The following is a 15,552-nucleotide window of genomic DNA, read 5'->3' on the forward strand; positions in this document are numbered from 1 at the left end:
ACTAACCCTCCCCTTCAGCGATAAAGCCTTGTGTTTTTTCAAACGCTTGCTTGAGGTCATCGATTAAGTCTTCTGCATCTTCAAGGCCAACAGAAAGACGCAGTAACTGTTGAGAAACGCCCGCTTCTGCCAGTGCTTCTTCGCCCATCGCACGGTGAGTCATCGACGCAGGGTGGCAAATTAAGCTTTCCACACCGCCCAGTGATTCTGCCAAAGAGAACAGCTCTAATTTATCAACAAAGTACTTAAGCGCCTCAAATGAACCTGCAAACTCGAAGCTCAGCATTGAGCCAAAGCCAGACTGCTGTTTCTTCGCGATATCATGACCCGGATGCTCAGGAAGGCTTGGGTGGTAAATAGTGCCGACGAGATCTTGTTGCTGCAGAGACGCCAGAATTTCACGTGAGCTTTCTTCGTGAACTCGCATACGTGCACCTAGCGTACGAATACCACGTAAAGTCATGTAGCTATCAAATGGTGTGCCGGTCGCACCAATACAGTTGCCCCACCATGCAAGCTCTTCAGCGTGCTCTTCAGTTTTCGTAACGACAACACCACCAATAACGTCCGAGTGTCCGTTGATGTACTTAGTGGTTGAGTGAATAACAAAATCCGCACCCAGCTCTAAAGGCTTTTGGAACACCGGCGTCAAAAACGTGTTGTCGACAGCAACCAGAGCACCTACCTCTTTCGCTTTACGGCAAGTCTCTGCAATATCAACCACACGAACTAATGGATTCGATGGTGTTTCGATTAAGATCAACTTTGGCTTAAGCGCGATCGCCGCATCCAGTGCGGCTTGATCCGATTGATCAACGAACAGAACTTTAAAGTCACCTTTCAGCGAGCGAGTGTTAAACAGACGGTAAGTACCACCATAGCAGTCGTGGGGTGCGATAATAAGATCATCGCCGCCTAGGAAAGCAGAAACCCATAAGTTAAGCGCCGAGGTACCACAGTTAGTGACCACCGCGCCTTTGCCCGACTCAAGCTCAAACAGTGCCGTTTCTAGTAAACCGCGGTTTGGGTTACCAGAACGGGTGTAATCGTACTTTGGCACTTCACCAAAAGCGGGAAATCCATAGTTAGTCGAAAGATAAATGGGTGGGACAACGGCATGGTGTTGCGTGTCTGACTCGATACCAGTACGTACTGCGATTGTTGCTGGCTTCCGGCTGCTCATAGGTGCTTCCTTACAAGTTTGGCGTCTGGGTATCACAGCCACTTGTGGGGTTTTTGCGGCTGTGTTAGATATATGTTATTCACTTTACTTTCATAAACGTGAGACGTCAACACTTCTAGACGTCTATATGTCTTTGCTTATGGCAGTAAATCCCGCTAAAATCACCACTATTAATTTATTCTAACAACTAAAGTGATGAAGGTACGCAATGGCCGACTGGAATGGTGAATACATAAGCCCATATGCTGAGCATGGAAAGAAAAGCGAACAAGTAAAGAAAATTACAGTTTCTATCCCTCTAAAAGTGTTAAAGGTTCTTACTGACGAGCGCACTCGCCGCCAGATTAATAACCTACGCCATGCAACAAACAGTGAGCTACTGTGCGAAGCCTTTCTACATGCGTACACGGGCCAACCACTACCAACGGATGAAGACCTTCGTAAAGATCGTCCTGACGATATCCCTGCTGAAGTGAAAAAACTGATGACAGAAATGGGTATCGAGTTCGAAGCGTTTGACGAAGAATAAAAACAACTCAGTCACTGCCTTCATTATTGATTCGCTATAGCTGACCCTATTTATCACATCACGCATTGCGTTTTTATGACTGCGCTGTGAATGATAGACATAAAAAAACCGACTCCTATGAGTCGGTTTTTTATTATTCTTTTTCGTCTCGATAACGAAACGACGATACCAGACGATTATGTCATCCAGTATCTATGTCTCTATGCCATATAGTTAGCAGGCATCTCGATACGAGCTACGCCAGATTCAACAGCCGCTTCCGCAACCGCTCGTGCTACGCGAGGAAGTAGGCGTGGGTCCATTGGCTTAGGAATGATGTAACCCTTACCAAACTCCAGTGCAGTCTCGCCCGCAGCTGCTAGTACTTCAGCTGGAACTTCTTCTTTCGCTAGTTCACGAATCGCTTTAACCGCCGCTAGCTTCATTTCGTCATTGATTTCGCTCGCACGCACGTCTAACGCACCACGGAAAATGAATGGGAAACAAAGTACGTTGTTTACTTGGTTAGGGTAATCACTACGGCCTGTACCCATGATTAGGTCAGAACGAACTTCGTGTGCAAGCTCAGGCTTGATCTCTGGATCTGGGTTTGAACATGCAAACACAACAGGCTTATCTGCCATCAGCGTTAATGCTTCAGCAGGCAATAAGTTAGGACCCGATACACCCAAGAACAAGTCAGCGCCTTCGATAACATCTTCAAGCGTGCGCTTGTCAGTGTTATTTGCGAACAGCTCTTTGTATTCGTTTAGGTCATCACGACGAGTGTGGATCACACCTTTACGATCAAGCATGTAGATCTTTTCACGCTGAGCGCCACACTTAATCAGTAGTTCCATACAAGCAACCGCTGCTGCGCCAGCACCTAAACAAACGATCTTACACTCTTCAAGTTTTTTACCTTGAAGTTCGATCGCGTTCAGCATACCCGCTGCTGTCACAATCGCAGTACCGTGTTGGTCATCGTGGAATACCGGAACATCACAACGTTCAATCAGGCGACGTTCAATCTCAAAACAGTCTGGTGCTTTGATGTCTTCCAGGTTAATACCGCCGAATGTATCTGCGATATTCGCAACCGTATCAACGAACTCATCGATTGTGCGGTGTTTTACTTCAATATCGATAGAATCTAAACCAGCAAAACGCTTAAACAGTAGCGCTTTACCTTCCATAACTGGTTTAGAAGCAATAGGACCAAGGTTACCTAGGCCAAGAATCGCTGTACCGTTAGAGATAACAGCAACCATGTTGCCCTTACCTGTGTACTTATAAACGTTATCAACGTTCTGTGCGATCTCGCGAACAGGCTCAGCCACGCCTGGGCTGTATGCAAGTGCTAGGTCTTCTGCAGAGTTTGCAGGCTTCGTCAGTTCTACGGCAATTTTGCCTGGAATCGGGAACTCATGATAATCAAGAGCTTGCTGACGGAATTGTTCTTGAGGCGATAATTCTTGAGAGGATTGAGCTTGGCTGCTGTCTTCAGACATAGGTGTAGGTTCCTAGGATATTATTATTTGGGGGATCTTGTTCATGTTAATGGATGTACTTCAAAGTTCCTAGGTAGTTAAAGCCCCTGTCTCATTAAAAAACGAGATTTCACTACTAATAAGACCAGTGAGCAGTTGAAATTACTATCGCTTGTTGAACTTTCATGCGGAATTTTGGTGACGAATGATAAGCAAGGAATTGCCGTGCAATAGAATAAAGAGGCAACTTATCGTTAGGTGAGATGACTGGGTGAGATGGATGCTTGAATGGACGTCAGTGATTTTACAAATTGCAGGCAACAAAAAAGGACACCGAAGTGTCCTTTTTCATGTCTAAATAGCGAGAATTACTTCTTGCTAGAAAGAGCACCGAAACGCTTGTTGAAGCGATCAACACGGCCGCCAGTATCTACGATACGTTGCTTACCAGTGTAGAACGGGTGACATTTGTCACATACGTCTAGGTGGATTGATTCTTTTGCTAGCGTTGAGTTGAACTCAAATGTGTTGCCGCAAGAACAAGTTGCAGTAACTGCTTTGTATTCTGGGTGGATTCCAGCTTTCATGGGATAACCTCAAGTAGGCCGTGTCGCTATACGATTCTAAGCCGCACACCACACGTAGTTTAAAAAAGAAATAAAGACACCGCATCGACACAAAAGAGTGATGAAGCCATACCTTTAAGGCGCAGTATAGTAATGAATCTATAAGGCAGGATCAACTGATTTGATACATTTTTCACCAATTGTCTCTTTATTTCCTTTATCGACCTGAGATTTCGGCCGCTCGTTGTCTGTATGCACTAACTCGCCGCCTTCATCCAAACTGCTTCTCGAATTTAAGCTCCTTATCCTTTAGACTGTTCGCTCTCGTCAACTCAGATAAAGCCGTCCCTTTATGCGTCCAATGATTGCCCGCGTGGCACTGCCTGTTCCACTCGACAAGCAGTTCGATTACAAGATTCCAAACCACCTATTTCCGATTATTGGTGGACGAGTCTCTGTGCCTTTTGGACGACAAACCTTAACCGGCATTGTAACGGCTCTGGTTAACGAATCTGAATTCGAGCTAGACAAGCTCAAGCCAATTAAAGCCTTATTAGACAATCAGCCTGTTTGGCCGGAATCTGTCTATTCACTGTTAATGTGGTGCAGTCAGTTTTATCAGTACCCTCTTGGCGAAACCTTTGCTAACGCCCTTCCAAGCGCCCTAAGAAAAGGCAAAGCCGCCGACTTCGCGACGCTGGTTGAGTGGCAGTTAACGCCATCAGGTAAAGACCAACTGATGCAAGGTTTTGGTCGCGCGGTCAAGCAAGCCAAAGTGATGCACATGCTTGAACACGGTCCGGTTCCTCATCAAGAGTTCATTGATGAAGAAGTTGGCAGTGCAGTACTCAAAACGCTAGAAGAGAAAGGCTGGATTGAATCGGTAGAGAAAAAGCCAAAACGTCAGCCGTGGCCAGTTGACCTTGAAAACAACCAAGACAAACCTAAGCTCAATGCCGAACAAGCCATCGCGATTGCGACCGTAAATAGCCAAACCGACTTCGGTTGTTTCCTGCTAGAGGGTGTCACGGGCTCAGGTAAAACTGAAGTCTACCTGAATATGATCAAACCGATTCTAGACCAAGGTAAACAAGCGTTAGTATTGGTTCCTGAAATAGGCCTGACACCACAAACGATTAACCGCTTTAAACGACGCTTTAATGTGCCTGTTGAGGTTATCCACTCAGGTTTAAACGATTCTGAGCGACTGAATGCTTGGTTATCAGCGCGAGACAAAATAGCGGGCATTGTGATTGGTACGCGCTCGGCTCTGTTCACACCCTTCGCTGATCTGGGAATTATCATTGTCGATGAAGAGCACGATGCCTCTTATAAGCAGCAAGATAGCCTACGCTACCACGCTCGTGATGTAGCCATCATGCGTGCTCATAAAGCGCAGATTCCGGTTGTGTTAGGCTCGGCGACTCCGGCCTTTGAAACGCTGCACAACGCTCAGATCGGTAAATACAGTTACCTCACCCTGACCTCACGTGCGGGTGTCGCGCTGCCGACCACCAATAAAGTGTTGGATGTGAAGGGTGAATATCTAGAAAGTGGCTTGTCTGCTTCTTTGATTGCTGAGATGCAAAGACACCTCAAAGCGGGCAACCAAGTGATGCTGTTCCTCAATCGCCGAGGGTTTTCTCCCGCATTGATGTGTCACGATTGTGGTTGGACAGCCGAGTGTAAACGCTGCGATGCTTACTACACCTATCACCAATACAGTAATGAGATGCGCTGCCACCACTGTGGCTCTCAGCAGCATATCGTGCACAATTGCCAAGGTTGTGGGTCTGCGAACTTGGTGACAGTGGGTGTCGGTACCGAACAACTTGAAGCGCAGCTTGGTCAGCTATTCCCTGAATACAAAACCATACGAATTGACCGCGACAGCACCCGCCGTAAAGGCAGCTTAGAAAGTGCGCTTGAATCGATTCGTAAGGGTGAATACCAGATTCTTATCGGTACACAGATGCTGGCTAAAGGTCACCACTTCCCTGACGTGACACTTGTGGCGTTACTGGATGTGGATGGCTCTTTATATAGCAGTGACTTCCGAGCGTCTGAACGTCTTGCCCAGCTATTCATCCAAGTAGCGGGACGCGCAGGACGAGCAAGCAAACCCGGTGAGGTGATCTTACAGACTCACCACCCAGAACATGGGTTGCTGCAAGCCTTGCTACACAAAGACTATAACCACTTTGCTCAGACGGCGCTGGCAGAGCGTAAACAGGCAATGTTACCGCCTTATACCTTTATGACGCTGTTTAGAGCAGAAGCCAATGACACACGTTTGGTGGAAGAGTTCTTGCGTCAGGTTCGCCACACATTAGAATCTCATCCGCTGTTTGACCAATATTGCATGGTACTAGGGCCAACCCCGGCCCCATTAGCAAAACGAGCAGGCAAATCGCGCTGGCAGTTAATCTTACAGACTCAAACTCGCTCGTTAATGCAGAAGCTATTAATGAGCGCTAAACCGGCAATTAATATGTTACCCGCCGCGAAAAAAGTTCGCTGGTCACTCGACATAGAGCCACAAGATCTAAGCTAAACCCCTCCGGGTTAAAACTAATGATAAGTTTGTTCACAAATATTTCATATTTCTCGTGAGCAACTTCACACGAGTCATGTGATTTTTGTTAATCTAGCCGTAACTTTACACGGATTAAACGAATAAAATATTGCAATAAAAAAAGTGTTAGCAACACTTTCATAATATCTATTCGATTACATTTATTATTCACGCCTTAGATACTTAGGCGACAAAGGAACTTAAAGAGGGTTTAATTTATGGCGACAATGAAGGATGTTGCCCAGCTAGCAGGCGTCTCAACAGCCACAGTATCACGTGCATTGATGAACCCTGAGAAAGTCTCAGTTTCGACTCGTAAACGAGTGGAAACAGCAGTACTTGAAGCTGGATACTCACCCAATACATTAGCTAGAAACTTACGTCGCAACGAATCAAAAACCATCATCACTATCGTTCCTGATATCTGTGACCCTTATTTCGCCGAAATCATTCGAGGTATCGAAGATGCCGCAGTAGAAAATGACTACCTTGTCTTACTGGGTGATAGCGGCCAACAAAAGAAGCGTGAGTCTTCGTTTGTTAACTTAGTTTTCACCAAACAAGCTGACGGCATGTTGTTGCTTGGCACTGACCATCCATTTGATGTCAGTAAGTCTGAACAAAAGAATTTACCACCAATGGTGATGGCGTGTGAGTTTGCCCCTGAGCTTGAACTTCCTACCGTACACATCGATAACCTGACCTCTGCATTTGAAGCGGTTAACTACCTAGCTCAGTTAGGCCATAAACGTATCGCTCAAATATCAGGTCCTGTATCAGCAACGCTGTGTAAGTTCCGCCAACAAGGTTACCAACAAGCTCTGCGTCGTGCAGGTGTGGCAATGAACCCAGCCTACAGCACGGTCGGCGACTTCACTTTTGAAGCCGGTGCTCAAGCAGTTCGTCAATTACTAGCACTGCCTGAACAACCAACCGCTATCTTCTGTCACAACGATGCGATGGCCATTGGTGCGATTCAAGAAGCGAAGAAGTTAGGTTTACGTGTTCCTCAAGACCTATCGATTGTTGGCTTCGATGACATTCAGTTCGCTCAATACTGCGATCCACCGCTAACCACCATTTCTCAACCTCGTTACGAGATTGGACGCCAAGCGATGTTGATGATGCTTGATCTACTGAAAGGCAACGATGTGCAAGCAGGTTCGCGTCTGCTTGAAGCCAAATTAGTGGTTCGAGGCAGTACTGCGCCACCTCGAATGTAAACCTTAGAAATACCGATATAAATCTGCGGCACATTTTGATGTGCCGCTTCCATTTCTGCACTATTATCCTCGCGCAATCTGGATTACCATGAGGGCAGAATCAGCAACTATTGAATTGTCTTGTGGCTAATAGAGATTATGTAAAACGTGGTCGTGGCACTAAAAAACCGACCAAAAAACAAGCCCCTCGCCGTAAACCTTGGCGTAGTGGTCTTTTGGCGATCCTCCTTGTTGGCGGATTTGGTTACGGACTTTACTTATTGAGTAATGATCCTGAGCCACTAGCGCCGGCTCCAGTAGTGAGCAAACCAAAGCCTAAGCCAAAACCAGCGAAAGTGATTCCGCCACCTCCAGAAGAGAAGTGGGACTACGTTGAAACGCTGCCAAGCCGCGAGATTGAAGTAAAAGCCAAAGAGCAACAGATCTCCAAGATCCCTTACATCATGCAGTGTGGCGCTTACAAAACCTCGTCGCAGGCAGAAGCACGTAAGTTGGATATTGCCTTCCAAGGTATCTCAAGTGAGATCCGCAAGAAAGATGGCAGCAGCTGGTACCGCGTGGTTCTAGGACCTTACAAGTTGAAGCGTGACGCAGAACGCGATCGCCATAAGCTACAGCGCGCAAAAATCGAACCTTGTGCTATTTGGAAAGACACCGAGTAGTTTTAGATTCAACGGCAGTCTCTTTCTTAATAAAGAAAGAAAGATAACCAAACACCGAAAGCCTCCCATTGTGGAGGTTTTCTTTTATCCCCCTCCCCTTTAGCCAAATTTCCTTACAACTTCCTCCGATAAGTTGCACGACATCACTCGCGGTTCCTTGAATTATCCGAGTGCCATCCTCATATACTTTTTATACCCAAAGATAAGAAATATTAAGAGGCCCTACTCGTGACTACCATTGTATCTGTACGTCGTAATAATAAAGTCGTCATCGCGGGTGATGGACAAGTATCTCTAGGCAATACTGTAATGAAGGGCAATGCCCGTAAAGTACGTCGCCTATACAACAACAAAGTACTGGCAGGTTTTGCTGGCGGTACAGCAGATGCTTTCACGCTATTCGAAAAATTTGAAAGCAAGCTGCAAATGCACCAAGGCCACCTAACCAAAGCTGCCGTTGAGCTGGCGAAGGATTGGCGCAGCGACCGTGCTCTGCGTAAGTTAGAAGCACTGTTAGCAGTAGCGGATGAGACCGCTTCACTGATCATCACAGGTAACGGTGACGTAGTTCAACCAGAGAACGACCTGATTGCGATCGGTTCGGGCGGTAACTTCGCTCAAGCAGCAGCTACCGCACTATTAGAAAATACTGATTTAGATGCGCGTGAAATCGCAGAAAAGTCGCTGAACATTGCCGGCGATATCTGTGTCTTCACCAATCATCACCACACTATTGAAGAACTAGAAAGCACCGTTGAGCTGCCAAAGCCAGAGTAACGACCGCTTCCATCAATAACGTTGTATTCAACAGTGATTAAAGAATTAAGGAAAAACCATGTCTGAGATGACTCCTCGCGAAATTGTTCACGAACTCAATCGCCACATTATCGGCCAAGACAACGCTAAGCGTTCAGTTGCCATTGCACTGCGTAACCGCTGGCGTCGTATGCAGCTTGAAGAAAGCCTGCGTGTTGAAGTATCACCAAAGAACATCCTAATGATCGGCCCAACGGGTGTAGGTAAAACTGAAATTGCTCGCCGTCTAGCGAAATTAGCAAACGCGCCTTTCATCAAAGTAGAAGCGACTAAGTTCACCGAAGTGGGCTACGTTGGTAAAGAAGTTGAAACCATCATCCGTGATCTAACGGACGTTGCGATCAAGATGACGCACCAACAAGCGATGGAAAAAGTACAGTACCGCGCTGAAGAACAAGCTGAAGAACGCATTCTTGATGCCCTTCTACCACCAGCTCGTGATGCTTGGGGTCAGAACGAGCAATCAACGGAAGACACAACCTCTTCAAACACTCGTCAGATTTTCCGTAAGAAACTGCGTGAAGGTAAGCTAGACGACAAAGAGATCGAAGTTGATGTGGCCGCGCCGCAAATGGGCGTTGAAATCATGTCACCTCCGGGCATGGAAGAGATGACGAACCAGCTACAAGGCATGTTCCAAAACCTCGCTGGCGACACCAAGAAAAAGCGTAAAATGAAAATCAAAGATGCATTCAAAGCACTGACGGAAGAAGAAGCTGCGAAGCTTGTGAACCAGGAAGAGCTAAAAGAGAGCGCGATCTTCAACGCTGAAAACAACGGTATCGTATTCATCGATGAGATCGACAAAATCTGTAAGCGTGGCGACAGCTCAGGCCCAGACGTATCTCGTGAAGGTGTTCAACGTGACCTGCTTCCTCTTATCGAAGGCAGCACAGTATCAACTAAACACGGCATGGTTAAAACTGACCACATCTTGTTTATCACATCAGGTGCATTCCAAGTGGCTAAGCCATCAGACCTGATCCCTGAACTGCAAGGTCGTCTACCAATTCGCGTAGAACTTGAAGCACTATCAGCACATGACTTCAAACGCATCCTGACTGAGCCAAAGGCATCACTGACAGAGCAGTACATTGCCCTGATGAAAACAGAAGATGTCGGCATTGAGTTCACTGAAGATGGTATCAACCAAATCGCAGACGCAGCATGGCGTGTGAACGAAACTACTGAAAACATCGGTGCGCGTCGTCTACATACCGTCATGGAGCGCCTAATGGATGAGATTTCATTCGACGCAACAGACAGAGCCGGCAGCAAATTGGTGATTGATGAAGCTTACGTAATATCTAAGCTTGGCGAACTCGTAGAAGACGAAGACCTAAGTCGCTTCATCCTGTAGCACAGGAAACTCCAACTTATTGCTCTATCTCAAAGAAATAGCAGCTAATAAGCGAATTCAAGGCCCACTTTCGAGTGGGCTTTTTATTACCCGAAAAATGGGCGTATACTCAAATCACAGTATGAAACGAAGACTTACAAAGAATTAGACCTACGATGAAACAATCTCTACTGATTTGGCTTGATGCCGCACGACCAAAAACTCTGCCTCTCGCACTTGTCTCTATTCTTACAGGAAGTAGTTTAGCGTTCGCCGGTGGTCAGTTTTCTTTATCGATAGCCCTACTGGCATTTTTAACCGCCACCCTATTACAGATTTTATCGAACCTAGCCAATGACTATGGCGACGCCGTAAAAGGCACAGACAACGAAAATCGTTTGGGGCCAACACGTGCCATGCAATCTGGCGCGGTAACCGCCAAAACCATGAAGCAAGCGATCATCCTCAACATCGTGTTTACCATGGTCGCTGGGCTGATTCTTATTTTTCATGCCTTAACCTCGATTGAAAGTATCTTATCTTTCATTGCGTTAGGCGTATTAGCCATTGTTGCAGCCATCGCTTATACCGTCGGTAATAAACCTTATGGCTATATTGGCCTTGGCGACTTATCGGTGTTTATCTTCTTCGGTTTATTAGGTGTTTCAGGGACTTACTTCTTACACACTGGCCATGTTGAACCAAGCCTGTTTCTGCCAGCATTAGGCTGTGGACTGATGGCGGTTGCGGTACTCAATATCAACAACATGCGTGATATCGAAAACGACAGCGAATGTGGTAAGCGCACCATGGCGGTTCGTCTGGGGCAGCGCAAAGCCAAGCAATACCATTTCGCCCTGCTTAGTTTGGCGCTTGCGTCTTTCGCCATCTACCTACTGATTCAAGAAAAACCGGTCTGGATTAGCCTGCCGTTTTTACTGAGCATTATTATTGTGTACAAGCATGGCAAGGCCGTTTGGGAAACCGAAAAGCCAGCGCAGATTGCACCGATGATGCCCGTGATTGTGAAATGCTCACTGGTCACTAACCTATTGTTTGCAGGGGTTGTCGTAGCTCAAACTCTATTGAGTTAAATGAGACTAATCATTGCAAAGGGATCAAGCACCGATATACTCAAAGTAAGCTCATTGTTCAAAAGGTATACTAATGGAATACAACACTTCAGCACTGTGCGACATATATTTGGATCAAGTTGATGTCGTGGAGCCAATGTTCAGCAACTTCGGTGGACGTGCATCCTTCGCAGGACAGATCACGACATTAAAGTGTTTTGAAGACAACGCTTTGATTCGCTCTGTACTAGAGCAAGACGGTCTGGGGCGTGTGTTGTTAATCGATGGTGGCGGCTCACTGCGCAAGGCGCTGATCGATGCTGAGATTGCCCTACTGGCCGAAGACAATGAGTGGGAAGGTATTGTGGTTTACGGTTGCGTTCGCGAAGTCGATGAACTTGAAGACATGAATCTAGGTATTCAAGCCTTGGCTTCTATCCCTGTTGGCGCGAGCCAAGAAGGTGTCGGTGAGGTAGATGTTCCCGTGAACTTTGGTAGCGTGACCTTCTTACCCGAAGATTACCTCTACGCCGACAACACCGGCATCATTCTTTCTGCCGAACCTTTAGATGTAGAACTAGATCTGGATGTCGAAGAAGAAGAGGGCGAGTAGCCCACTCAGCTTTGAATAATAAAACAAAGCATAAGAGTACGAAGCATTAGAACGCAAACAAAAACGCCCGCTACTGAGTAGCGGGCGTTTTTTAAATCTGAAGAGTCGATTACTCTACGTCATCCATTTTACCAAGAAGGTTACGGATGCGATCTTGCCATGCAGAATGCTCTTCCTGCATTTGCTGAGTTTTTTGCTCTAGCTCGTGACGACTTGCTTTAAGCTCACCAGCTTCTGTTGCTAGTGCTTGTTTCTCTTCTTTAAGCTCTTCTACTTCCATTTGAAGAAGTGCAATTGTATCTACTGCTGTTTGAATTTTTGCTTCTAGCTGCTCTAGTACTTCAAAAGACATTCTGGCCTACCTTTAAGTTATCCGTTTGATGGTGAAGGTTCACTCCACTTATTTCCCCATTCTACTCAGCAGAGCAAGGATAAACACTCAATATATTCGATATTTTGCGCCATTCGATGAAAAAAACAGCGCTTTTTACCGAATATTGACGTGAACGATTACCGCCACAACGGCAAACCGATTATTTTGATGAATAATAACTGTTTTCCACTGCGAATTGATCGAGAGCAATCTCCAAAAAACAAAAAGGCAAACGTTTTCTTTTGGATATGGTAAAATTCGCCGCGAAATTTCTATTCCCCCTTTGAAAGTTTTGGAGTCCGCATGAAACGCGATTTAGCAATGTCATTCTCTCGTGTCACAGAAGGTGCAGCACTAGCTGGTTACAAGTGGCTTGGCCGTGGCGATAAAAACGCTGCAGATGGCGCTGCTGTAGAAGTAATGCGTAGCCTATTAAACAAAACCGAAATTAGCGGTGAAATTGTTATCGGTGAAGGTGAAATCGATGACGCACCTATGCTATACATCGGCGAAAACGTAGGTGTGGGCGGCGACGCTGTCGACATCGCAGTTGACCCAATTGAAGGGACACGCATGACAGCAATGGGCCAATCAAATGCATTGGCTGTATTGGCGGCAGGCGAAAAAGGCAGCTTCCTTAAAGCGCCTGATATGTACATGGAAAAGTTGGTTGTTGGCCCTGGCGCTAAAGGTGTGATTGACCTAGAACTACCACTAACAGAAAACCTAGAAAACATCGCTAAAGCATTAGGTAAAACACTCGATACTCTAGTCGTAACCACGCTTGCTAAGCCTCGTCATGATCAAATCATCGCCGACATGCAAGCAATGGGCGTTCGTGTATTTGCTGTGCCAGACGGTGATGTTGCAGCTTCTATCCTAACATGTATGCCAGACTGCGAAGTAGACGTCATGTATTGCATCGGTGGCGCACCTGAAGGTGTGGTTTCGGCTGCTGTTATTCGTGCACTCGACGGCGACATGCACGGTCGTCTTCTACCTCGTCACGAAGTTAAAGGCGACACAGAAGAAAACCGCAAGCACGGTGAACTTGAACTTGAGCGCTGCGCAGAAATGGGCGTAACGGCGGGTATCGTGTTAAAGATGGAAGACATGGCACGCAGCGACAACGTTGTATTCTCAGCTACGGGTATTACTAAGGGTGACTTATTAGAAGGCATTTCTCGACAAGGCAATATCGCAACCACAGAAACTTTGCTTATCCGTGGTCGCTGTCGCACGATTCGTCGCATCAAATCTATCCACTACCTAGAGCGTAAAGATCCAGAAGTAGTCGGTCATATCCTGTAAGCTAAAACTCGGTTAAACAAAATATTCGAAGGCTGATACCAAGTATCAGCCTTTTTTTTTATTGGTGCACCAGAATCTCACCATGGCTGCCGATCGAGTAAAACGCTATCTATAGAGTAAATCATCATCAATATAGTAAATGGTTTGCTTTATAAACACCTTGCCTCATAATAGTAAGGTTCATGAGGTAGGGATAGTATGAAAACAAGCGACAAAATCTTACAGACCATTAAGCGTCAAGGCGCGGTAACCGCGAAACAACTGTCAGAAGAATTTGGCATGACGACAATGGGTGCAAGACAACATCTGCAAAGCCTGGAAGATGACGGTATTCTTGCGTTTCATGATGTGAAAGTGAAAGTGGGTCGCCCGACTCGCCACTGGTCCCTGACTCAACAAGGCCATAGCCAATTTGCAGACCGACATGGTGAACTCACCATTCAAGTGATTGATGCTGTAGAAAATCTATTTGGTAAAGAAGGACTGGCTAAGGTTGCTGCCGAGCGTGAACAACACACACTCAAGCAGTATCAAACTGCGCTGTCTGACTGTGATTCACTTATCAGCAAGCTTAAAAAACTCACCCAACTTCGTGAAGACGAAGGCTACATGGCTGAGCTTCAAGAGCATGATGACCACTACATCTTGATTGAGAACCACTGCCCTATCTGCAAGGCTGCAACTCGCTGCCCTAGCCTGTGCCAATCTGAACTCAATGTGTTTACTGAGTTACTAAAAGATGAGTGCCACGTGAGTCGCACTGAGCACATTATTGCTGGTGAGCGACGTTGTACTTACACTTTAACACCCACACCTTTATCGTAATCCCAAACACTAAAGCCTAGCGCCAAGCCACTGATCTCGTCTCAATATTGAGAAAATGCCAATAGAACAAAATTTGCACAGAATTCTTTCTTAAGCTTATAGCATATGAAACATGCTTAATGCTAAGGAAGGAATGATGGCACATCCACAACCCACTCAAAAACTGCCACCCTTTGATGAACTTGTCCAACTCGCGAAAAGCGATCCGAAAGCATTCAATCAATTCAAACACGAGATGTGCGAACAGATGATTTGTTCGGCTTCAGACGTGATGCAAGACCGACTTCGCGCACAACAAAGTCACATCGACTTAGTGGTTAGCCGTTGTAAAAATCCACATCATGCCAATGTCGTGCTTATGCAAGAGCTACGCTGTCAGGTTTGTAAGTTCCAAGAGGCGCTCGAAGGGCGCTGCGGCTTTGAAGAATCTCTACCTGAAAATGTCGTGCCTTTTAAGCCGAATACCGAACCTAAAATGTACTAAAAGTAGCAAAGTATTAAAAAGAAAAAGGGAGCGTAATGCTCCCTTCTATCTATTCATTGATCAATATTTACATGGGTCTTCGCCGTAGTCATTACGGCCTTCAGTGCCTTTCAACAAGCCACACTCAATCAGAATCCACAAACCACATACTAATGCTGCAACCGTTGCTGCCATGTGAACTGGCGACACCGACTCTGTTGTCGTTGCTACCATTGGCGAAGCCAAACGCCCAAGCACCAGTGGCACGTTCAACAACAGCCAGTAGTTCGACTTATTGCGGTCGTGCCAGCGTTTAGCGGTAATTGCAAGATCCGGGATAACCAGCAACAGTAGAAAGATTGGTAGCAGGATATAGGAATATGCAGGGAACAGAACAGAAATACCGGAAGCAAAACCAGTAATCGCTACATAGTAGAAAACATTCCAAATCCAGTAAGTCTTACGACCAATCCTCCCCTTGAAAGAGAGCAGTAATTCTTTCATCGACATCTTAAATACTCAAATTTATACA

General features: G+C 46.1%; 16 protein-coding genes. 11 read left to right on the forward strand and 5 right to left on the reverse strand.

The features are described from left to right. Nucleotide 1 precedes the first annotated feature (1 nt). The gene (locus ITG09_14990) at nucleotides 2-1,183 is read right to left on the reverse strand and encodes an O-succinylhomoserine (thiol)-lyase (protein ID UPR51955.1); all 1,182 of its coding nucleotides are present in this window, start codon (nucleotides 1,181-1,183) and stop codon (nucleotides 2-4) included. Nucleotides 1,184-1,391: 208 nt separating this feature from the next. Between ITG09_14990 and metJ the strand changes: the two genes are divergently transcribed. Further along, nucleotides 1,392-1,712, forward strand: coding sequence for a met regulon transcriptional regulator MetJ (gene metJ, locus ITG09_14995; GenBank protein UPR51956.1), 321 nt, complete (start codon nucleotides 1,392-1,394; stop codon nucleotides 1,710-1,712). A 200-nt stretch (nucleotides 1,713-1,912) separates the two neighbouring features. On the opposite strand, the gene ITG09_15000 is transcribed toward metJ, so the two are convergent. Together ITG09_15000 and rpmE are read right to left on the reverse strand one after the other, a co-directional pair. Next, entirely contained in the window at nucleotides 1,913-3,202 is a 1,290-nt protein-coding gene (locus ITG09_15000; protein UPR51957.1) for a malate dehydrogenase, read from the reverse strand. Between the two features lie 347 nt (nucleotides 3,203-3,549). Continuing rightward, nucleotides 3,550-3,768, reverse strand: coding sequence for a 50S ribosomal protein L31 (gene rpmE / locus ITG09_15005; protein ID UPR51958.1), 219 nt, complete (start codon nucleotides 3,766-3,768; stop codon nucleotides 3,550-3,552). Between the two features lie 331 nt (nucleotides 3,769-4,099). Between rpmE and priA the strand changes: the two genes are divergently transcribed. The 7 genes from priA to rraA all read left to right on the forward strand — a co-directional run bounded on the left by priA (nucleotide 4,100) and on the right by rraA (nucleotide 12,048). Then, a complete protein-coding gene (gene priA / locus ITG09_15010; GenBank protein UPR51959.1) occupies nucleotides 4,100-6,301 on the forward strand; it encodes a primosomal protein N' in 2,202 nt (733 codons plus the stop codon). 239 nt (nucleotides 6,302-6,540) lie between these two features. Beyond that, complete coding sequence (gene cytR, locus ITG09_15015) at nucleotides 6,541-7,545, forward strand: DNA-binding transcriptional regulator CytR (GenBank protein UPR51960.1); 1,005 nt, start codon at nucleotides 6,541-6,543, stop codon at nucleotides 7,543-7,545. Between the two features lie 122 nt (nucleotides 7,546-7,667). After that, a complete protein-coding gene (locus ITG09_15020) occupies nucleotides 7,668-8,207 on the forward strand; it encodes an SPOR domain-containing protein (GenBank protein UPR51961.1) in 540 nt (179 codons plus the stop codon). A 228-nt stretch (nucleotides 8,208-8,435) separates the two neighbouring features. Next, nucleotides 8,436-8,984, forward strand: a complete 549-nt coding sequence (hslV, locus tag ITG09_15025; protein ID UPR51962.1) for an ATP-dependent protease subunit HslV — start codon at nucleotides 8,436-8,438, stop codon at nucleotides 8,982-8,984. A 58-nt stretch (nucleotides 8,985-9,042) separates the two neighbouring features. Beyond that, nucleotides 9,043-10,383, forward strand: coding sequence for an HslU--HslV peptidase ATPase subunit (hslU, locus tag ITG09_15030; protein UPR51963.1), 1,341 nt, complete (start codon nucleotides 9,043-9,045; stop codon nucleotides 10,381-10,383). 155 nt (nucleotides 10,384-10,538) lie between these two features. After that, the gene (locus tag ITG09_15035) at nucleotides 10,539-11,456 is read left to right on the forward strand and encodes a 1,4-dihydroxy-2-naphthoate polyprenyltransferase (GenBank protein UPR51964.1); all 918 of its coding nucleotides are present in this window, start codon (nucleotides 10,539-10,541) and stop codon (nucleotides 11,454-11,456) included. A 73-nt stretch (nucleotides 11,457-11,529) separates the two neighbouring features. Further along, nucleotides 11,530-12,048, forward strand: a complete 519-nt coding sequence (gene rraA / locus ITG09_15040; protein ID UPR51965.1) for a ribonuclease E activity regulator RraA — start codon at nucleotides 11,530-11,532, stop codon at nucleotides 12,046-12,048. 109 nt (nucleotides 12,049-12,157) lie between these two features. Here rraA and zapB read toward each other — a convergent pair whose 3' ends face one another. Then, nucleotides 12,158-12,400, reverse strand: a complete 243-nt coding sequence (gene zapB, locus ITG09_15045) for a cell division protein ZapB (protein UPR51966.1) — start codon at nucleotides 12,398-12,400, stop codon at nucleotides 12,158-12,160. 324 nt (nucleotides 12,401-12,724) lie between these two features. Here zapB and glpX point away from each other — a divergent pair, with 324 nt between their 5' ends. The 3 genes from glpX to ITG09_15060 all read left to right on the forward strand — a co-directional run bounded on the left by glpX (nucleotide 12,725) and on the right by ITG09_15060 (nucleotide 15,041). Then, on the forward strand, nucleotides 12,725-13,732 hold the full coding sequence (glpX, locus tag ITG09_15050; protein ID UPR51967.1) for a class II fructose-bisphosphatase: 1,008 nt from the start codon (nucleotides 12,725-12,727) through the stop codon (nucleotides 13,730-13,732). 198 nt (nucleotides 13,733-13,930) lie between these two features. Beyond that, a complete protein-coding gene (locus ITG09_15055; protein UPR51968.1) occupies nucleotides 13,931-14,557 on the forward strand; it encodes a transcriptional regulator in 627 nt (208 codons plus the stop codon). A 136-nt stretch (nucleotides 14,558-14,693) separates the two neighbouring features. Next, complete coding sequence (locus ITG09_15060; protein ID UPR51969.1) at nucleotides 14,694-15,041, forward strand: DUF3135 domain-containing protein; 348 nt, start codon at nucleotides 14,694-14,696, stop codon at nucleotides 15,039-15,041. Nucleotides 15,042-15,101: 60 nt separating this feature from the next. Here the strand turns inward: ITG09_15060 and ITG09_15065 are convergent, their stop codons facing one another. Beyond that, entirely contained in the window at nucleotides 15,102-15,530 is a 429-nt protein-coding gene (locus ITG09_15065) for a DUF805 domain-containing protein (GenBank protein ID UPR51970.1), read from the reverse strand. Nucleotides 15,531-15,552: the final 22 nt, after the last annotated feature.

Origin of the sequence: Vibrio cyclitrophicus, from assembly GCA_023206055.1 — a bacterium.
Classification (GTDB): domain Bacteria; phylum Pseudomonadota; class Gammaproteobacteria; order Enterobacterales; family Vibrionaceae; genus Vibrio; species Vibrio cyclitrophicus_A.